The sequence below is a fragment of the Streptomyces sp. NPDC127038 genome (assembly GCF_042725875.1).
Taxonomy (GTDB): Bacteria; Actinomycetota; Actinomycetes; order Streptomycetales; family Streptomycetaceae; genus Streptomyces.
Window position 1 is genome coordinate 12878 of sequence record NZ_JBHXDQ010000062.1, and the last position, 18968, is coordinate 31845.

Consider the following 18968-nt stretch of genomic DNA (forward strand, 5'->3'; position numbering starts at 1 on the left):
TCTACGCGTCCGGCGCGCTCCAGCCCTGCCTTCGCAGCACCTCCGACACGTCCGGTGCCCGGTAGTGCTCGCCCTTGAGGACCTTGCCGTCTGCCCTGCGGGTCACGTGCCCGTCGGGGCCGAGCTTCGTCATGTTGGCCCGGTGGATCTCCGCGATGACCTCGTCGAGGTCGATGCCGTGGACGAGGGCCGTGCCGTACGCCACGTACACGACGTCGGCGAGTTCGTGGGCGAGCCGGTCGAGCGGGCCGCCGACCGCGACCTCGGCGACCTCGGCCGCCTCCTCCGCCAGCAGCTCGCCACGGTGTGCGGCGAGCCGCGGGGAGACCTCGGCCGGGGTGCCGCGCACGTCGAGGCCGAAGGCGAGGTGGAACTCACGGACCAGCGAGGCGGGGGAGGACACCGCGGAGCCGGACGGCGGGACAGGGGCCTGCGACGGCGAGGACGGCTGCATTCGGCGAGCCTACCCATCCCCGGGAAGCACAGGCCCGGCCCGGCTCCCGATCCCCGACGGACCCGCCGGCGGGTCCGGGCCTGGCCAGGAACGGGCCCGGGCTGGCAGGATCGCGCGCATGTTCCAGGCATTCCACCGCATCGGCAGGCGACGCGCGCTGTTCGGCTCCACGGCCGTGCTCGCGGTCGCGGGGCTGCTGCTGTGGTGGCTGCTGCCCCTGAACGAGCAGTCCCCGAGCGGGACGATCACCTTCAGCACCGGCACCCCGACCGGGGTCTACCAGATGTACGGCAAGCTCCTCCAGGGCGCCATCGCCAAGGACATGCCCCATCTGAACGTGCGGCTGGTGAACAGCGACGGCTCGCAGCAGAACGTCAGCCGGGTGGCCACCGGCGGGGCCGACTTCACCATCGCGGCGGCCGACGCCGTGGAGACGTACATTCTCCAGGGCAAGCCGGGAGCGAAGCGGCTGCGCGGCTGCTCACGGCTCTACGACGACTACGTGCACCTGGTGGTCCCGCGCTCCTCGCCCATCCGGTCCGTGGCGGACCTGAAGGGCAGGAAGGTCGCCGTCGGACCGAGCGGTTCCGGGGTGCGGCTGATCGCGAACCATGTGCTGGAGGCTGCGGGGCTGGATCCCGCCAAGGACATCAAGCCGTTCAAGGACGGCATCGCGACCATGCCCAGCCTGCTCGAACAGCACAGGATCGACGCCTTCTTCTGGTCGGGCGGACTGCCGACGAACGCCGTCCAGCAGCTCTCCAGGTCCTACGACATCCGACTGGTGCCGATCGGCAGCGACCTCGTCGAGAAGCTGCACGAGCAGGGCGGGGCCTCCCGCTACTACCGGTCCGCCGTGATGCCCGCCGACGCCTATCCCGAGGCGCAGCGCGGCTCCGCCGTACCGACGCTGGCGGTGGCCAACTTCCTGATCACCCGGGAGGACGCCGACGCGAACCTCACCGAGGAGCTCACCCGCACGGTGATCGCGAGCCGCGACCGCATCGGCGCGGTGGTGCACGCGGCCCAGCTGGTGGACCTGCGCACGGCGATCTACACGGACCCGCTGCCCCTGCACGAGGGCGCCCGCCGCTACTACCGGTCGATCAAGCCGTAGCGCCGGGCCCGTGGCGGACGATCACGCCGTGACGCCGCCGGGTACCGGGCGATCGAGCCGTGGTGCCGCCCCGGCCGTTACGGGACCGCGCGGACCGCGTGGACCGCGTGGGCGCTCTCAGGGCGCCGGTTCCGACCTGGGCACCGTCACCGTCACCCGCAGTCCGTGCGGTTCGTGGTGGTCGTACGCGATGGAGCCGCCGCCCGCGGCGAGCAGGGCCCGGGAGATGGAGAGGCCGAGGCCCGAGCCCTTGACGTTCTGGTGGGCGGTGCTGCGCCAGAAGCGGTCGCCGATCCGGGCCAGGTCCTCGTCACCGAGACCGGGGCCTCCGTCGGTGACCACGACGGTCGAGGACGCGCCGTTCGAGGCGACCGTCACCTCGACGCCCTCCCCCTCGGGCGTGAACTTGACCGCGTTGTCGATCACCGCGTCCAGGGCGCTGGACAGGGTGATGGGATCGGCCCACGCGGTCGTGGGAGGACAGTTCCCGGTCAGCCGTACGCCCCTGCTGTCGGCGACCGGCTGCCAGGACGCGACGCGCTCGGCGGCCAGCGCCCCGATGTCGGTCAGGCGGACATCGGCCTCGGCGTGCTCGGCGAGCGCCAGGTCGAGCAGGTCGTCGAGCACCTGGGTGAGGCGCTTGCCCTCGGTGCGGACGGACGCGATCTCCTCGTTGCCCTCGGGGAGTTCGAGGGCCAGCAGCTCGATGCGCAGCAGCAACGCCGAGAGGGGGTTGCGCAGTTGGTGCGAGGCGTCGGCGACGAACGCCCGCTGCTGCTCCAGCACGCTCTCGACGTTGTCCGCCATCTCGTTGAACGACCGTGCCAGACGCTGGAGTTCGGGCGGTCCTCCGGCGGGCGCGACCCGGGACTTGAGGCGGCCGGTCGCGATGTCGTGGGTGGTGGCGTCGAGAACGCGTACGGGCCTGAGCACCCAGCCGGTCAGCCGCAGCGCGGCACCGAGCGCGAGCAGCATCGCGGCGATCTCGCCCGCGCCGATGATCAGCCAGCCGTGCAGGGTCTTGGAGCGCATCTGCCCGGTGGGCGAGTCGGTGACGACGACGCCGATGACGTCGCCGTCCCTGACGACCGGCGAGGCCACGACGAGCCGGCGCTGCTGCCAGGGCCAGACCTGTTCGGGGTCGTGGCTGCGGCGGCTGACGAGCGCCTCGTTGAACGCGTCGCGGGCCGCCCCGGACTTGGGCAGGATCCAGTTGTCCGGGGCGTTGGCCATCGGCTCGTCGTCGCGGTAGAACACGCCGGCCCGGATGCCGTACACCTCGTAGTAGCGGCCGAGTTCGGCGCGCAGGGTCTCGCCGCGCTCGTCCGGGAAGCCCGCCCGGGAGCGGCTCGGGGAGTCCGTGACGTACTGGGCGAGGGCCGCGAAGCGCGCGGTGTCGTCGATGCGGTCGACGACCACGCGCTGCTGCTGCGCCGCCGCCACGCTCGCCGCGAGCGGGACGCCGAGCGCGAGCAGCACGGCCGCCATCAGGACGATGAGCAGCGGGAGAAGGCGGGTACGCACCCGTGCCCGCTAGGCGGCCGGGGCGACGAGCCGGTACCCGACGCCACGCACGGTCTCGATCAGCGCCGGCATGCGCAGCTTGGAGCGCAGCGACGCCACGTGCACCTCCAGCGTCCGGCCGGTCCCTTCCCAACTGGTGCGCCACACTTCGCTGATGATCTGCTCCCGGCGGAACACCACTCCGGGTCGCTGGGCCAGCAGCGCGAGCAGGTCGAACTCCTTGCGGGTCAGCTGGACCGCCGAACCGGCCACGGTGACCTGGCGGTTGGGGAGTTCGATGCGTACGGAGCCCAGCAGCACCAGGTCCTCGCCCGGCGTGGAGACGTCGTCGTGGGCGGTGCGCCTGCTGACGGCGTGGATCCGGGCGAGCAGTTCGCCGGTGTCGTACGGCTTCACGACGTAGTCGTCGGCCCCGAGGTTGAGGCCGTGGATGCGGGAGCGGACGTCCGCGCGCGCGGTGACCATGATCACCGGTGTGGCGGTGCGCTTGCGGATCTTGCCGCAGACCTCGTAGCCGTCCTGGTCGGGCAGGCCGAGGTCGAGCAGGACGACACCGAAGCCGTCGCTCTCCGGGACGAGGGCCCTGAGGGCCTCCTCGCCGCTGCGGGCGTGCGTGACCTCGAAGCCGTGCCGCGCCAGGACGGCGGACAGGGCGGCGGCGACATGGTTGTCGTCCTCGACGAGGAGCAGTCTCATTCCGGCCCCCTCCGGTTCATCGGCCGTGCCGTTTCGTCGGCCGCACGGTCGCGGGTCTCAGCAGTGGAACGGTCTCGGGTCCCGTCGGTCGAACGGTCTCGGTTTTCATCGGTGGAACGGTCCCCGTTTCAACAAAGTGGTGCACGCGCGCGTGCACCAAGGAAGTCACGCCGATGGACAAGGACGGCGTCAAGGGAGTTCGGGTCGCCCGGGGCTTCCGTTACCCAGCCGGTACGCGCTCGGGCACGGTCCGCTACGACACGTGTCCGATTGCTACCGGATCGTGATGCTCAAGTTCCCCTCAGATGTAATGACGCTGGTCGCGCGCGGTTACTACTGTCCACCGAAACCGAGGAGGACGGAGCCCCCGAGCGATGACCGAAACATCGGTGGCCAAGGACGCCATGGCCGGGACCGACGAACTGGTCGTCCTGAAGAGCGTCAACAAGCACTTCGGAGCGCTGCACGTGCTCCAGGACATCGACCTGACGATCACCCGTGGCGAGGTCGTCGTGGTCATCGGGCCCTCCGGGTCCGGGAAGTCGACCCTGTGCCGCACCGTCAACCGTCTGGAGACGGTCGATTCGGGTGACATCTCGATCGACGGCCGGCCGCTGCCCCAGGAGGGCAAGGCGCTCGCCCGGCTGCGTGCGGACGTGGGCATGGTCTTCCAGTCCTTCAACCTCTTCGCGCACAAGACCGTGCTCGAGAACGTGATGCTGGGTCAGATCAAGGTCCGCAAGGCCGGCAAGCAGGCCGCGGAGGAGAAGGCCCGCGCGCTGCTCGACCGCGTCGGCGTGGGCACGCAGGCCGACAAGTACCCGGCCCAGCTGTCGGGCGGCCAGCAGCAACGCGTCGCCATCGCACGGGCGTTGGCGATGGACCCCAAGGTCATGCTCTTCGACGAGCCGACCTCGGCGCTGGACCCCGAGATGATCAACGAGGTCCTGGAGGTCATGCAGCAGCTCGCCCGGGACGGCATGACGATGATCGTCGTCACCCACGAGATGGGCTTCGCCCGCTCGGCCGCCAACCGGGTGGTCTTCATGGCCGACGGCCGCATCGTCGAAGAGGCCACTCCGGACCAGTTCTTCAGCAATCCGCGCAGCGACCGCGCCAAGGACTTCCTCTCGAAGATCCTGCACCACTGATGTCTCCGCGCGCGGGGATCCCTGACGTCCCCGCGCGCGGAGCCGCTCACGTCACCCGGCCGCCGACGGCCCGCAACTCACCCTTACCCGAAGGATGTTCACCATGAAGCTCCGCAAGGCCGCCGCAGCCTCGGCCGCCGTACTCGCGCTCGCCGTGACCGCCACCGCGTGCGGTTCGGGCGACAAGAACGACAGCGGGTCCTCGGGCGGCAGCGGCAAGATCAAGATCGGCATCAAGTACGACCAGCCCGGTCTCGGCCTCCAGCAGCCGGACGGCTCCTTCGCCGGTTTCGACGTCGACGTCGCGACCTATGTCGCGGGCCAGCTCGGCTACAAGCCCGGTCAGATCGAGTTCGTCCAGACCAAGAGCGCGGACCGCGAGAACGCGCTGGCCCGTGGCGACGTGAAGTTCATCGCCGCCACCTACTCGATCACCGACGAGCGCAAGCAGAAGGTCGACTTCGCCGGCCCCTACCTGCTGGCCCACCAGGACCTGCTGCTCAAGAACGACTCGAAGATCGCCAAGGGCACCGACCTCAACGGCAAGAAGCTCTGCTCGGTGACGGGTTCGACCTCGGCGCAGAACATCCACGACACCATCGCCCCGAAGGCCAGCCTGAAGGAGTACAGCGGCTACTCGGAGTGCATCGCCGCCCTCCAGAGCGGCGCCGTGGACGCGGTGACCACCGACGACTCGATCCTCGCGGGCTTCGCCTCGCAGGACCGGTACAAGGGCCAGTTCAAGCTCGCCGGTCTCAAGCTGAGCAACGAGAACTACGGCATCGGCATCAAGAAGGGCGACGCCGCGCTGGAGAAGAAGATCAACACGGCGCTGGAGAAGATGGTCTCCGACGGCTCCTGGCAGAAGGCGGTCGAGAAGAACTTCGGCCCCGCGCACTACAAGTACGAGCAGGCCCCGAAGATCGGCGTGATCGTCAAGTAGCCCCGGACCACCAGGCACCGCAGGGTCCCGGGGCAGCGCGGGGGCCCCGGAGCGCCGCACGGGCCCGGGGCGGCGCGGGAACCCGCCGTTCACGCGGGACCCCGCAGGTGTGCCGCCGCCCGCCGCGATCACGGCGGCGGCCCACCGCGCCCACCCCTCGGGCCCCTTGCGCCACCGTCCGCCACGTACGCCACCACCCGGAAGCGCGGGAGATCGTGTTCGACTTTCTTCAAGGTTATGACGTCCTGGGGGCCTTCTGGATGACGGTGAAACTCACCGTCCTCTCCGCCCTGGGCTCCCTGGTCCTGGGCACCCTGCTGGCCGCGATGCGGGTCAGCCCGGTCCCCCTCATGCGCGGATTCGGCACCGCCTACGTGAACATCGTCAGGAACATCCCGCTGACGATCATCATCCTGTTCAGCTCGCTCGGCCTCGCGGACATCTTCGGCGTGACGATGGGCACCGACGACTTCAAGGTGCAGGGCTTCCGGCTCGCGGTGCTCAGCCTCGTCGGCTACCACGCGGCCTTCGTCTGCGAAGCGCTGCGCTCCGGCATCAACACCGTGCCGGTCGGACAGGCCGAGGCGGCCCGCGCGATCGGGCTCGGCTTCGGCCAGACGCTGCGGCTGATCGTGCTGCCGCAGGCGTTCCGGGCCGTCGTCGTCCCCCTGGCGAACGTGCTGATCGCGCTGACCAAGAACACGACCGTGGCCGCCGCCATCGGCGTGGCCGAGGCCGCCACCCTGATGAAGACGATGATCGAGAACGAGGCCCGGACGGTCCTGATCGCCTCGGTCTTCGCCTTCGGGTTCGTGGTCCTGACCCTCCCCACCGGCCTCCTCCTCGGCTGGCTGGGCAAGCGACTGGCGGTGAAGCGGTGACCTCCGTCCTCTACGACGCTCCCGGCCCCCGGGCCAGGCGCCGCAACGTCCTGCTCTCGGTGCTCTTCATCGCCCTGCTCGCCGCGCTCCTGTGGTGGGCGTGGCAGGCCATGGACGACAAGGGCCAGCTGAAGTGGGACCTCTGGCAGCCCTTCACCACGGCCGACGCCTGGAACACGTATCTGCTGCCGGGCCTGTGGGGCACCCTGAAGGCCGCCGCGCTCAGCATGGTGATCGCCCTCCCCCTGGGCGCCGCCCTCGGCATCGCGCGCCTGTCCGACCACCGCTGGCTGAGCGTCCCGACGGGCGCCGTGGTCGAGTTCTTCCGGTCCATCCCGGTGCTGCTGCTCATGCTGTTCGCGAACGAGCTCTACGCCCAGTCCGCGAACATCGCCAGCGAGGACCGCCCGTTCTACGCGGTCGTCACCGGCCTGGTGCTCTACAACTCCTCGGTCCTCGCCGAGGTCGTCCGCGCGGGCATCCTCGCGCTGCCCAGGGGACAGACGGAGGCCGCGTACGCGATCGGGCTGCGCAAGGGCCAGACGATGACCAGCATCCTGCTGCCGCAGTCGGTCACCGTGATGCTCCCGGCGATCGTCAGCCAGCTCGTCGTCATCGTGAAGGACACCGCCCTCGGCGGCGCGATGATCACCTACGGGGAGCTCCTCACCGCGCGCAGCACCCTCGCGGCCAACTACGCCAACGTCATCCCGAGCTTCATCGTGGTCGCCGCCATCTTCATCGTCCTGAACTTCACGATCACCAGCTTCGCCTCCTGGCTGGAAGGCCGGCTGCGCCGCGGCAAGAAGACGACCGGCGCGGTCCTCTCACCGAACGACGCGACCATCGCCGGTACCGCGGCGACGGGCGCGGGCGGGGGCACCTTCTGACGAATCGTCCGAACATCGGTCGATCGGTGTGACCGAAGGGGTCAGTGACGTGATCGCCACTGACCCCGTCACTTGACGCAAGCAGCGGCAATGGGTTGCATACGTTCTGTGATCGTGCACCCTGCTCCACCTGCCTGTTCCCGTACGTCCCTCAGGACACAGCTCCGTGCAGGGGGCACCGCGCCGTGGACCCGGTGATCATCGTCGGTGCGGGGCCCGTGGGGCTCACGCTGGCCCTTGCGCTGGCTCGCCAGGAAGTGCCCTCCGTCGTGCTCGACGAGGGGCCGGGCAAGGACGAACTGCGGCTGGCGCGGACCGTGGTGCTGCGCGAGGACACGGCGGCGCTGATCGAGCGGCTGACGGGTCTGCCGCTCGACGACGCCGGTTTCCGTTGGGCCGGATGGCGGTCGATGCGGCGCAAGCAGGTGACGCGCGAGATCAGGTTCGACGGGGAGGCCGCCAGGGGCCCGAAAGGCGCCCCGGATTCTCCCGGCGCCGAGTCCGGGTGGGGCGACGGCCCTCGGGGGGCCGTCGCCCCACGCGGCACCGCCTCATCCCGGGACGGGGAAGGCCCGGCGGACGGCGAGGAGTTCAGCGCCCCGCTGCACATCACCCAGCACGCCCTGACCGGCGCCCTGCGCGAGGCCATCATCCACGAGCGGCTGATCAAGGTCGCCGTGAACAGCCGGCTCGACTCCGTGGAACAGGACGGCTCCGGCGTCACGGCACACACCCGTGGCCCCAACGGCACCTGGTGGCGCGGCAGTTACCTGGTCGGCTGCGACGGTCCTCGCTCGACGGTCCGCAAGCTCCAGGACATCCGCTTCCCCGGACGCACCGCCGTCGAACGGCACGCCGTCGCGGCCCTGCGCACCGAACTCCCCTGGCCCGGAGAAGCGTTGCTGCACCGGATGACGCCCTGGCGCGCCTCCGGCCCCTCCGCGGGCGAGGTCAGCGCCCGCCCCCTCGCCGAGGACGTGTGGCGGCTGGACTGGCTGCTGCCCCCTGGCAAGGACCTCGTCACGCCCGACCTGCTGGTGGCACGCATCCGGGAGACCCTCGGAGGCTGGAGCGGCGGCGCCACACCCGCGTACGAACTGCTCGACACCGGAGTCCACACCGTCCACCACCGGCTGGCCCGCCGCTGGCGCGCCGGCCGGGTCTTCCTCGCCGGGGACGCGGCCCATCTGCTCGGCGCCCTCGGCACCCAGGGCCTGGACGAGGGACTGCGGGACGCCGACAACCTGGCCTGGAAGCTGGCGCTCGGCTGGCACCACGGCCCGCACACCGCACTCCTCGACAGCTACCAGGAGGAGCGGCGCGCGGTGGTCGCCGCCCGGCTGCGCGCCGCCGACCAGGCACTGCCCCTGCTACGGAGCGGCGGCGGTCTGCGCGCCTACGTCCCCGGGTCCGCGCGCGGCCACGACGCGCTGCTCACGGACGGCCACCTGGGCCGCGGCCCGCTGGGCGCGCCGGGGGCGTACACCGGCTCCTCCCTCATGCCGCCGCCCACCGAGTCCCACTCCCCCGTCGACACCGAGCCCGGCGCGCCGGTCGTCGACGTCCGGGTGACCGCGGAGGACGGCTCGTTCGTACCCCTGCGGGAGCGGCTCGGGCGCGGGGTCCTGCTGGTGGTGCTGATCGCCCCCGGCACGGGGGTGTGGGCGCGCAAGCACTGGGTGACGGCGGGGATCATGCCCCGGCTCGCCGCCGCCGTGACCGCGCTCCCCCACCCCGCCGAACTTCTCGTCGCGGAGAGCTACCCGGGTGCGGCGGCGCACACCGTGCTGCTGGTCCGCCCCGACGGGCACCTGGTCACCGCGCTCGGCGGGGTCCGGCCGGCCGATCTGTACGAGGCGGCCGAGGCGGCCATCGGCGGACCGGCGACGGCGAACGCGGAGAGTGCCGCGGAGGCGACCGCGGGCAGGAGCTGAACACCCGGTGACCGTCGGGCCCAGGGTCTCCCGGCCCTGCGGACCCTCATGGTCCACATAGTGACGGTGAGTTGACCGGTCTGTGCCGCCATGGTCTACTCCGGATCGTGACCGACACCTGTGTGCGCCTGTGGCGGAGGGTCCATATGGACCTCGTCCGCTATGCGGGCTGCGTGTGTCGCCCGTCCTTCTGACTTCGCATCCTTTCCCGCGCGTCGCCGCTGTCTCCGCGCGCTCCTTTCGCGAACTCCCAGGACGGTCCGAGTGTCTGTGCCACCCTCTGTCTCCCCCCATGCCCCCGCCGCCGGGCTGCCTTCGGCGGTCTCCGGCGCGCCCCGTACTCCCACCCAGGCCGATCTGCTGGCCTTCGTACGCCGTACGGCCGCCGACGCCGAGCTGATCGCCTCGCTTCCCCTCGACCCCGACGGCCGCACCTGGGTACGGCTCGAAGGTCCCGGCGGCAGCGAGGCGTGGCTGATCGGCTGGCCGCCCGGCACCGGGACCGGCTGGCACGACCACGCCGAGTCCGTGGGCGCCTTCATCACCGCGTCGGGCGAGCTCAAGGAGAACTCCCTCGCCGCCCGGCTGCCCTCCGGCGGCTGGAAGACGCTGGAACTCACCGAGGACATCGACCGGCGGCGGACGCTGCCCGCGGGCACGGGCCGCGGTTTCGGCCGCCATCACGTGCACGAGGTGCTCAACGAGTCCACCGAGGAGCACGCGATCTCGGTCCACGCCTACTATCCGCCGCTCCCGCAGATCCGCCGTTACAGCCGTACGGGCCCGATCCTGCGCCTGGAGCACGTCGAGCGTCCGGAGGACTGGCAGTGAGCGACCCCGGGCAGCCCGTCAACATCGACAGCCTGCTGGAGCAGGTCCGCGCGGGCCTCGACCGTGTGGAGGCCGAGCAGGCCTTCGCGGCCGTGGAACGTGGCGAGGCGCTTCTGGTCGACACCCGGTACGCCGCCCTGCGGGAACGGGACGGCCTGATCCCCGGCGCCCTCGTCATCGAGCGCAACGAACTGGAGTGGCGGCTCGACCCCACGGGCAGTCATCGCGTCCCGGAGGCCACGAGTCATGACCTGCGGATCGTGCTGTTCTGCAACGAGGGGTACGCCTCCAGTCTCGCCGCCGAGTCCCTGCGCCGGCTGGGACTGCACAGGGCGACGGATCTGATCGGCGGCTTCCAGGCGTGGAAGAGCGCGGGCCTTCCGGTCACGACTCCGGACCCGGAGAGCTGACGGCCGCGGACGCGGAGAGCTGACAGCCCGCCCGCTCGGCACGCCTGCCTGCTTGGCCGCTCGGCCACTCGGTTGCTTGGCAGCTCGGCCGCGGGGTCAGAATCCCTCGTCCCCGAGTCCTTCCGTGTCCTCGCCCTCTTCCTCCAGTGCCTGGCGGACCACACGCAGGGCGAGGCCCTGGGAGTAGCCCTTGCGGGCGAGCATGCCGGCGAGGCGTCTGAGCCGCTTGTCGCGGTCGAGGCCGCGGGTGGAGCGCAGCTTGCGGGCGACCAGCTCCCGCGCGGTCGCCTCCTCCTGCTCGGAGTCGAGCTGTCCGACGGCTTCGTCGATCAGCGTCGATTCCACGCCCTTGGTCCGCAGTTCCTGGACGAGCGCCCGCCGGGCCAGTCCCCGGCCGTGGTGCCGGGACTCCACCCAGGCGTCCGCGAAGGCGCCGTCGTTGATCAGCCCGACCTCCTCGAACCGTGACAGCACCGCTTCCGCCACGTCGTCCGGGATCTCGCTCTTGCGCAACGCGTCCGCCAGTTGCTTCCGCGTGCGCGGGGTCCCGGTGAGCAGGCGCAGGCAGATCGCTCGCGCCCGCTCAGCCGGGTCCCCGGGGGACTCCCTCTTCTCGGCCCTCGACGAGGAGGGGGCGTCTCCGTCACCCGGGTAGCCGGACGGCTCACCGAAACCGCCGCGCCGTCGACCCCTTCCACCACGCGGTCCGCCCGCGGCACGTCCACCGCGCCGGGAGACCGCGTCCGGCGAACCGTGACCGCGCGGCGGGCCGTCACCGCGCCGTGCGTCACCGCCGCCCGTGTATCCGCCGCCGTCCGGATCACCCTCGTCCGGACCGGCGTCGTGGAAACCGTCGGATCCGTGGAACCCGTCGTCGGATCCGTGGAGCCCGTCGTCGGTGCCGTACGGCTGCCCGCCGTACCCCCCGGCACCGCCGTACGACCCCTCACCGTCTCCGGCCGGGCCGCCGGCACCCCCGCCGTACCCCTGTCCCGGACTCCCGGGGTTGAGGGGATAGGCGTACTCGGCCCAGTCGGTTCGTCGTGTCATGAACTAGCTCTTGGCTGCCGCGGCCCTGGACTTGGTGGTCTTGGCGGCCGGAGCGGGCACCGTCTTCGCGGCGTCGTCCGGGGTGGCCGAGACCACGGCGTCCGCGCCCGGCTCGGCGGCGGGCTGCTCGGGCTTCACACCGACGCCCAGCTTCTCCTTGATCTTCTTCTCGATCTCGTTGGCGAGGTCGGGGTTGTCCTTCAGGAAGTTGCGGGCGTTCTCCTTGCCCTGGCCGAGCTGGTCGCCCTCGTACGTGTACCAGGCGCCGGCCTTGCGGACGAAGCCGTTCTCCACGCCCATGTCGATCAGGCCGCCCTCGCGGCTGATGCCCTGGCCGTAGAGGATGTCGAACTCGGCCTGCTTGAAGGGCGGCGCGACCTTGTTCTTCACGACCTTGACGCGCGTGCGGTTGCCGACCGCGTCGGTGCCGTCCTTCAAGGTTTCGATACGGCGGATGTCGAGGCGCACCGAGGCGTAGAACTTCAGCGCCCGGCCACCGGTCGTGGTCTCCGGCGAGCCGAACATCACGCCGATCTTCTCGCGGAGCTGGTTGATGAAGATCGCCGTCGTCTTCGACTGGTTGAGCGCGCTGGTGATCTTCCGCAGGGCCTGGCTCATCAGACGGGCCTGGAGACCCACGTGCGAGTCGCCCATCTCGCCCTCGATCTCGGCCCGCGGCACCAGGGCGGCGACGGAGTCGATGACGATGAGGTCGAGCGCACCGGAGCGGACGAGCATGTCCACGATCTCCAGGGCCTGCTCGCCGTTGTCCGGCTGCGACAGGATCAGGTTGTCGATGTCGACGCCGAGCTTCTTCGCGTACTCGGGGTCGAGGGCGTGCTCGGCGTCGATGAACGCCACCTGGCCGCCGGCCTTCTGCGCGTTCGCCACCGCGTGCAGGGTGAGGGTCGTCTTGCCGGAGGACTCCGGGCCGTACACCTCCACCACGCGGCCACGCGGCAGGCCGCCGACGCCGAGGGCGACGTCGAGCGCGGTCGACCCGGTGGGGATGACCTCGATGGGCTCATTCGGCCGCTCGCCCAGGCGCATCACTGCACCCTTGCCGAACTGCCGTTCAATCTGCGCGAGCGCGGCGTCGAGCGCCTTCTCGCGGTCGGTTCCTGCCATGGGTTCCACCCGGTTTGCTTGAGTCGATCGCTTCACGTCAAAGACGCTAACGCCTGCCACTGACAATGCGCCCCGACGCCCGTCCGGCCTGTGGATAACTCGGTCACATCTCTGTGGAAAACGTACCGAATCACCCGTCGAAGGCTTCGCCGGAACCCCCATAAGAATGGATGTTCGATTTTCGTGTCAAGCGCACCACGCGGCACGTCCGAGACTACGTTCGCGCACCGACAACGACCCGAGGATCCCGGCGTCCCGCCCGCCCGACAGCACTCCAGCCCTCCAGCCCCGCTTCCCGGGTGCCGGGCCCCGGCACCCGGTACCCGCCCCGGTCCTGGCTACTCCCCGTGGCGTACGGACGGCGCCTCCGGCCGTACGACGACACCGCCGGAGGCACCCGGCAGGCTGTGGCCATGCCCATGACGAGGACCCGCCCCCCGACGACGCCCAAGCCCGAGCTCAGGCCGGCCGAGCGGCTCTGCCACGCGACGGGCGCCCTGCTCGTCGCCTCCGGCCTGCTGCACCTGCTGGTCTTCGCCGTCGACGGCGGCCCCTGGGACGGCCCCGTCTCCTGGCGCAAGCCCGTCACCTTCGGGCTCTCCTTCGGGCTGACCCTGATCGCGGTCACCTGGGTCACGTCGTACGTGCGGATGGAGGCACGGCCGCGCGCCGCGCTGCTCCTCGTGTTCGCCGCGGACTGTGTGGTGGAGGTCGGCGGGATCACCCTTCAGGCGTGGCGCCGGGTTCCGTCGCACCTCAACATGTCGACCGGCTTCGACACGGCGGTGTCCATGATGCTCGCCGTGGGCGGAGGCGTGCTGGTCGTGGTGCTGACCGCCTTCGCGCTCGCCTCGTTCCGGAACCCGCCCACCGGGCCCGTCGGCATGCCGCTGGCCGTGCGCTCGGGGTTCGCGATCCTGCTCGTCGCGCTGGCCTCCGGCGCCGTGATGATCGCGCGCGGGGTGGTCCTCACCAGGACCGGTCACCAGGAGGCCGCGTACCACTCGACGGCCCCGCTCAAGCCGCTGCACGGGGTGAGCCTGCACGCCGTACTGGTGCTGCCCGCGCTGGCCTGGCTGCTCTCCCGCACCGACTGGAGCGAGTGGACCAGGGAACGGGTCGTCCTGGGCGCGGTCTGCTGCTACGCCGCCGCCGTCCTCGTGACCGGCCTCCACGCGGCCCTCGCCTGGTGAACCCCTCTGGGCGCCCCCGGTGGCCTCACCGGCCGAGCTGTCGCCGTACGCGCGCGACGAGGCCCTCCGAGCTGCGGGTGCGGTGGCCGTGCACCCGTGGGTCGTCCGTGACGTCGTAGCGCTTCACGTACGCCCCCAGGAACGCCTGGAGGGTCGCGACGGCGGGGATGGCGATCAGCGCGCCGACGGCCCCGAGCAGAGCGGTGCCGGCGATCACCGACCCGAAGGCGACCGCGGGGTGGATGTCCACCGTCCTGGAGGTCAGCTTCGGCTGGAGCATATAGTTCTCGAACTGCTGGTACACCACGACGAAGACGAGCACCCAGAGCGCGTACCAGGGACCGATCGTGAACGCGATCAGCATGGGCAGGGCGCCCGCGAGATAGGTGCCGATGGTCGGGATGAACTGCGAGACCAGGCCGACCCACACGCCGAGCACGGGCGCGTACGGCACGCCCAGGGCCTCCAGCAGGATGTAGTGGGCCACTCCCGAGATCAGCGCCATCAGTCCGCGTGAGTAGAGATAGCCGCCGGTCTTGTCGACGGCTATCTCCCAGGCGCGCAGCACTTCGGCCTGGCGGGCCGGCGGCAGCACCGAGCACAGCGCGCGCCGCAGCCGGGGTCCGTCGGCGGCGAAGTAGAACGAGAACAGCGCGACCGTCAGCAGCTGGAAGAGACCGCCGAGCACCTGCCCGGACACGTCCAGGACGCCGGTGGCGCTGTTCTGCACGTACTTCCGCAGCCAGTCGGAGTGGAGCAGGCCCTCCTGGATGTCGACCCGTCTGAGGTCGGTGTGGAAGTGCGTGTTGGTCCAGTTGATGAGCGAGTCGAGGTAGTCGGGGAAGCCCTCGATCATCTTGATGATCTGGCCCGCGAGCATCGAGCCGAGCAGGGTGACGAACCCGGCGATCATGATCAGCGATCCCAGGAAGACGAGGAAGGTCGCCAGGCCCCTGCGCATGCCCCGTGACGCCATCCAGCTGACCGCGGGTTCTATCGCGAGCGCGAGGAAGAACGAGATCAGGATGTTGATGAGCAGACCGGTGAGCTGGTGGAAAGCCCAGCTGCCCAGCTGGAACACGGCGACGAGCGCGAGGGCGAGCACCATGGCACGGGGCAGCCAGCGCGGCATGCGCGTGCCCGGTGCGACGACGGCGACGTCGGGCGGACCGGGCGGCGTCGTGCCGAGCGGTGATGACTGCTGATCGACCTGCGTGTTCTCGTCTGTCGGGGCCACGCGCCAAGTCTGGCCCACGCCACCGACACCAAACCCGGGTGCCCCCGGTCTTTCGCGGTCCCCTGTCCCGTTCAGTGGTTTTCGTACGGAACGTTCATGGTCGCGCACACCACGCGCCACACGTCCTTGGCCTCCCAGCCGGCGTCCAGCGCCTCGTGGACGGTACGCCCGCCGAGTTCCGTCATCACATGATCGCGCGCGAAAGTCTCGGCGTACCCCGCGCCGAAGTGATCGCCCATTCGCTGCCAGAAGACCGTCAACCGCATGAACCCAGTATCCCGCCCCTGAGAGTGGGCCCCGGCCGGGACCGCGTGCCGAGACCGCTTTCCGCCCTACGGTCTGACGCATGGCCGAATCCGGAGCATCTCCACTCCCCCAGACGCCCCCCGCGCGCTCCCCCCTCGCACGTGCAGAGCACTTCGTCTGGCTCACCGCGCGCGTGCTGGAACAGCGCCGCTTCGCCCACCACTTCCTCGGCGCCGGTGCCGACGCGGTCGAGACGGCGCTGGCCGCCTACCGCAACGACGACGAAGGGTACGGTCACGCGCTCGAACCCGACCTGCGCGGCCCGGTCAGCCAGCCGCTGCACACGGGGCACGCCCTGCGCGTCCTCGACTCGATCGGACGCTGCGGCGGACAGCGCGTGGAACGGGTGTGCCGGTATCTGACCTCCGTGTCGACCGCGGACGGCGCGCTGCCCGCCGTCACGCCGAGCCAGCGCGGGTATCCGGTGGCCCCTTTCGTGCCGGTCGTCGACGATCCGCCGAGCGAGCTCCTCGCCACCGGCCCGGTCGTGGCTCTGCTGCACCGCAACGAGGTCTGGAACGCCTGGCTGTTCCGGGCCACCGACTTCTGCTGGCAGGCGGTGGAGTCCCTGGAGAAGTCCCATCCCTACGAGGTGGAGGCGGCCGTCGCCTTCCTGGACTCGGCGGCCGACCGCTCGCGCGCGCAGGCCTGCGCCGACCGGCTGGGCCGGCTCGTCCGTGAGCAGCGGCTGGCCGCGCTGGATCCCGGCCGCCTCGACGCCTACCCCGTCGCGCCCGGTTACGCGCCCGGTGAGCACCACTTCCCGCACGACTTCGCGCGGACGCCGGACTCGCTCGCGCGCGCGTGGTTCACCGACGAGGAGATGGCCCGTTCGCTCGACCACCTCGCGGACGAGCAGCAGGAGGACGGCGGGTGGCCGGTCCGCTGGCGCCAGTGGGCACCGGGTACGGCCCTGGAGAGCCGTCCCATCGTGACCATCGAGGCACTGCGCACGCTCCGGGTGTACGGGCGGGCGATCGGCTGAGCTCTACGGGGCCCGGGCGTCCGGCGTGTCCGAGCTGCTCTGGAGGACCGGACCGCCCGGGAGTGCGGCTCCGTGGGTCCGGCGTCAGCCCGTCAGCGCGCGGACCCCGGCCGTCACCACCACCGCCGCGGCGACCACCACCAGGAACGGGGCGCGCAGGATCAGCGCCACGGCCGCCGCGGCGAGTCCGGCGGCCTTCGCGTCGAGGACGAGGACCCGCCCGTCGGCGAAGGTCTGCTGGGCCGTGAGGGCGGCCAGGAGCGCGACGGGCAGCAGCGCGGCGAGGCGCTGCACGAGCGGCCGCTCCAGCACGCCCGCGGGGATCAGCAGTCCGACGAGCTTGACGGCGTAGCAGCCGACGGCGGTCACACCGATGGCGATCCAGATGTTCAACGTCCTTCTCCTGACACGTCCGGGCCGTCGTTCCGCGCGCCTGCCGGTGGACCGGCGGGCGTATCGGGAGCCGTCCCGTCCGGCGCTCCCGCGGAGGTGTCGTGGGCGGCGTCCGCGCGGCGGCGCCCCGTCAGGTAGAGCACGGCGGGGGCGGACAGGGCGGCCACCAGCACCGGGACTCCGGCGGGCAGCACGGGCAGCAGACCGAGCCCCAGCAGGACGGCGAGTCCCGCGACGGCACGCTCCGTGGTGGTCTTCAGCATCGGCGCGAGCAGGGCCAGGAACACCGCGGGCCCTGCCGCGTCCAAACCCCACGCGTCGGTGTCGCCGATGGCCTGGGCCCCGGCCGCGCCGAGCAGGGTGGTGAGGTTCCACAGCACGTACAGGGAGAGCCCGGTGACCGTGAAGCCGAGCCGGACGCTCCGGCGGGTGGGCTGGGCGAGCGCCACGGCCGTGGTCTCGTCGATCACCCACTGCGCGGCGAACGGACGTACCGCGCGCGGGAGGGCCAGGAGCTGGGACAGACGCAGCCCGTAGAAGGCGTTCCGGACGCCGAGGAAGAACGCGCCCGCGGCCGCGGTGAGCGGGTTGCCGCCGGCCGCGAGCGCGCCCACGAGGGCGAACTGCGACGCCCCGGTGAACACCAGGAGGCTGAGGGCGCAGGTCTGGAGCAGGGTGAGCCCGCTGCCGGCCGAGGTCACCCCGAAGGCGAAACCGGACAGTCCGACGGCGACCCCGACTCCGAGGGCGTCGCGGACGACGGCCCTGTCGGGTTTTCCGTGTTCTTCACCGCGTATGTCTGGGAGAGCTGTCTGTTGTGCCACGTCCCGGACGGTACGAGAAGCCGGCCGCCGGCGTCTTGTACGTTCTTGCGCTCCCGCTGGTAGGCGCCCGGTGGTACGCCCACGATCCGGCTGAAGTGGCGGTTGAGGTGGGGCTGGTCGGTGAAGCCGACGGTGACGGCGGCCTCGGCGGGTGTGGATCCGGCGTCCAGGAGCCTGCGGGCCCGGCGTACCCGGGCGTCGGTCAGCCAGGTGTGGGGCGGCATGCCGTACGTGTCCCGGAAGGCGCGCAGCAACGCGAACGGACTGGTGCCGAGGTCGGCCGCGAGCCGTTCCAGGGTCGGCGGCTCGGCCATCCGCTCGTCCAGCACGCCCCGCGCGCGTGCCGCGAGCCGGCCGCCGGCGGTGCGCACGGCCCGCTGCGGCAGCGGTCCTCCGTTCAGGCGCAGCAGCCGCGTGACGGCGACCCTCAGCAGGGTGTCGGCGGCCAGCGCGTTGCCCTCCTCCGCGGCTCTGAGCACCTGGTGGACCAGGCCCGCCGCGTAGGGGTCGTCGAGTACCGGGCTGCTGAATCCGGGGGTGCCGCGGAGGGTGGTGGTCTCGGCGGCGATCTCGGCCACCGTCTCCGGAGAGGGGTAGACGGCGCCGTACCTCCAGCCCTCGGGGACGCCCGCGCGCCCGGTGTGCGGGGTGTCGGGGTTGACCAGTGCCAGTGAGCCCGGGCCCGCGTACTGGTCGGCGCCGCCGTGGTGGAAGACCTCGACGCCCTCGGTGACGGCGGCGATGACGAAGTTCTCATGGGTGTGCCGTACGAAGATCTTCTCGACGTACCGGGCACGCAGCAGATCGACACCGGGCAGCTCCGGATACTGCCAGTGCCGCGCCCGCTCCTGCCCCGAACCTGCCACGTCCTCATTGTCCGCCACCGTGCCGAAGCCGCCCGCCACCGCACCGAAGCCACCCGACCACCGCACCGAAGCCGTCCGACCACCGCGCCAAAGCCAGCCGGCCACCGCACCGAAGCCACCCGGCCATCGCTCGGCCGTGGCGTTCTCGCAGGTCA

21 protein-coding genes are annotated in these 18968 nt (G+C 71.4%); 11 read left to right on the top strand and 10 right to left on the bottom strand.

The annotated features are described in order from the left end of the window. Position 1: 1 nt before the first annotated feature. Positions 2-454: a MazG nucleotide pyrophosphohydrolase domain-containing protein gene (locus ACFWI4_RS32145; RefSeq protein WP_387203491.1), complete on the bottom strand. Its 453-nt coding sequence runs from the start codon at positions 452-454 to the stop codon at positions 2-4. 118 nt (positions 455-572) lie between these two features. Between ACFWI4_RS32145 and ACFWI4_RS32150 the strand changes: the two genes are divergently transcribed. Further along, positions 573-1571, top strand: coding sequence for a TAXI family TRAP transporter solute-binding subunit (locus ACFWI4_RS32150; RefSeq protein ID WP_387203495.1), 999 nt, complete (start codon positions 573-575; stop codon positions 1569-1571). Positions 1572-1688: 117 nt separating this feature from the next. Here ACFWI4_RS32150 and ACFWI4_RS32155 read toward each other — a convergent pair whose 3' ends face one another. Together ACFWI4_RS32155 and ACFWI4_RS32160 are read right to left on the bottom strand one after the other, a co-directional pair. Continuing rightward, the gene (locus ACFWI4_RS32155; protein WP_385401584.1) at positions 1689-3095 is read right to left on the bottom strand and encodes a sensor histidine kinase; all 1407 of its coding nucleotides are present in this window, start codon (positions 3093-3095) and stop codon (positions 1689-1691) included. A gap of 9 nt (positions 3096-3104) precedes the next feature. Then, on the bottom strand, positions 3105-3791 hold the full coding sequence (locus ACFWI4_RS32160) for a response regulator transcription factor (protein WP_387203500.1): 687 nt from the start codon (positions 3789-3791) through the stop codon (positions 3105-3107). A gap of 374 nt (positions 3792-4165) precedes the next feature. On the opposite strand from ACFWI4_RS32160, the gene ACFWI4_RS32165 reads away from it, so the two are divergent. The 8 genes from ACFWI4_RS32165 to ACFWI4_RS32200 all read left to right on the top strand — a co-directional run bounded on the left by ACFWI4_RS32165 (position 4166) and on the right by ACFWI4_RS32200 (position 10831). Next, complete coding sequence (locus ACFWI4_RS32165) at positions 4166-4942, top strand: amino acid ABC transporter ATP-binding protein (RefSeq protein WP_385401577.1); 777 nt, start codon at positions 4166-4168, stop codon at positions 4940-4942. Between the two features lie 103 nt (positions 4943-5045). Further along, complete coding sequence (locus ACFWI4_RS32170; protein ID WP_387203504.1) at positions 5046-5885, top strand: glutamate ABC transporter substrate-binding protein; 840 nt, start codon at positions 5046-5048, stop codon at positions 5883-5885. Positions 5886-6100: 215 nt separating this feature from the next. Beyond that, the gene (locus tag ACFWI4_RS32175) at positions 6101-6766 is read left to right on the top strand and encodes an amino acid ABC transporter permease (RefSeq protein WP_387203507.1); all 666 of its coding nucleotides are present in this window, start codon (positions 6101-6103) and stop codon (positions 6764-6766) included. Further along, complete coding sequence (locus ACFWI4_RS32180) at positions 6763-7656, top strand: amino acid ABC transporter permease (protein WP_387203510.1); 894 nt, start codon at positions 6763-6765, stop codon at positions 7654-7656. Before ACFWI4_RS32175 ends, ACFWI4_RS32180 begins: the two co-directional genes overlap by 4 nt. 185 nt (positions 7657-7841) lie before the next feature. Next, the gene (locus tag ACFWI4_RS32185; protein WP_387203513.1) at positions 7842-9590 is read left to right on the top strand and encodes an FAD-dependent monooxygenase; all 1749 of its coding nucleotides are present in this window, start codon (positions 7842-7844) and stop codon (positions 9588-9590) included. A 122-nt stretch (positions 9591-9712) separates the two neighbouring features. Then, positions 9713-9784 carry a putative leader peptide gene (locus ACFWI4_RS32190; RefSeq protein WP_318658241.1) on the top strand — a complete coding sequence of 24 codons (72 nt, stop codon included), beginning with the start codon at positions 9713-9715 and terminating at the stop codon, positions 9782-9784. Positions 9785-9854: 70 nt separating this feature from the next. Beyond that, positions 9855-10421, top strand: coding sequence for a cysteine dioxygenase (locus ACFWI4_RS32195; RefSeq protein ID WP_387203516.1), 567 nt, complete (start codon positions 9855-9857; stop codon positions 10419-10421). Continuing rightward, complete coding sequence (locus tag ACFWI4_RS32200) at positions 10418-10831, top strand: rhodanese-like domain-containing protein (protein ID WP_387203519.1); 414 nt, start codon at positions 10418-10420, stop codon at positions 10829-10831. Before ACFWI4_RS32195 ends, ACFWI4_RS32200 begins: the two co-directional genes overlap by 4 nt. Before the next feature lie 96 nt (positions 10832-10927). Here the strand turns inward: ACFWI4_RS32200 and recX are convergent, their stop codons facing one another. Both recX and recA read right to left on the bottom strand, forming a co-directional pair. After that, entirely contained in the window at positions 10928-11881 is a 954-nt protein-coding gene (gene recX / locus ACFWI4_RS32205; RefSeq protein WP_387203522.1) for a recombination regulator RecX, read from the bottom strand. Positions 11882-11884: 3 nt separating this feature from the next. Continuing rightward, positions 11885-13009 (bottom strand): recombinase RecA, encoded by a 1125-nt coding sequence (recA, locus tag ACFWI4_RS32210; RefSeq protein ID WP_385401556.1) that lies wholly within the window; start codon positions 13007-13009, stop codon positions 11885-11887. Between the two features lie 419 nt (positions 13010-13428). Between recA and ACFWI4_RS32215 the strand changes: the two genes are divergently transcribed. Beyond that, positions 13429-14202 carry a hypothetical protein gene (locus tag ACFWI4_RS32215; protein WP_387203564.1) on the top strand — a complete coding sequence of 258 codons (774 nt, stop codon included), beginning with the start codon at positions 13429-13431 and terminating at the stop codon, positions 14200-14202. A 25-nt stretch (positions 14203-14227) separates the two neighbouring features. On the opposite strand, the gene ACFWI4_RS32220 is transcribed toward ACFWI4_RS32215, so the two are convergent. Both ACFWI4_RS32220 and ACFWI4_RS32225 read right to left on the bottom strand, forming a co-directional pair. Continuing rightward, positions 14228-15439 carry an AI-2E family transporter gene (locus ACFWI4_RS32220; RefSeq protein WP_387203526.1) on the bottom strand — a complete coding sequence of 404 codons (1212 nt, stop codon included), beginning with the start codon at positions 15437-15439 and terminating at the stop codon, positions 14228-14230. Between the two features lie 71 nt (positions 15440-15510). Beyond that, a complete protein-coding gene (locus ACFWI4_RS32225) occupies positions 15511-15705 on the bottom strand; it encodes a DUF3046 domain-containing protein (RefSeq protein ID WP_387203529.1) in 195 nt (64 codons plus the stop codon). A gap of 80 nt (positions 15706-15785) precedes the next feature. Here ACFWI4_RS32225 and ACFWI4_RS32230 point away from each other — a divergent pair, with 80 nt between their 5' ends. Continuing rightward, positions 15786-16730 (top strand): hypothetical protein, encoded by a 945-nt coding sequence (locus ACFWI4_RS32230; RefSeq protein ID WP_387203532.1) that lies wholly within the window; start codon positions 15786-15788, stop codon positions 16728-16730. Between the two features lie 84 nt (positions 16731-16814). Here the strand turns inward: ACFWI4_RS32230 and ACFWI4_RS32235 are convergent, their stop codons facing one another. The 3 genes from ACFWI4_RS32235 to ACFWI4_RS32245 are packed head-to-tail and all read right to left on the bottom strand — an operon-like array spanning position 16815 to position 18813. Then, positions 16815-17123, bottom strand: a complete 309-nt coding sequence (locus tag ACFWI4_RS32235; RefSeq protein ID WP_385401547.1) for an AzlD domain-containing protein — start codon at positions 17121-17123, stop codon at positions 16815-16817. Then, the gene (locus ACFWI4_RS32240) at positions 17120-17920 is read right to left on the bottom strand and encodes an AzlC family ABC transporter permease (RefSeq protein WP_387203567.1); all 801 of its coding nucleotides are present in this window, start codon (positions 17918-17920) and stop codon (positions 17120-17122) included. Before ACFWI4_RS32240 ends, ACFWI4_RS32235 begins: the two co-directional genes overlap by 4 nt. Further along, positions 17821-18813 carry an AraC family transcriptional regulator gene (locus tag ACFWI4_RS32245; protein WP_385401544.1) on the bottom strand — a complete coding sequence of 331 codons (993 nt, stop codon included), beginning with the start codon at positions 18811-18813 and terminating at the stop codon, positions 17821-17823. Before ACFWI4_RS32245 ends, ACFWI4_RS32240 begins: the two co-directional genes overlap by 100 nt. Positions 18814-18968: the final 155 nt, after the last annotated feature.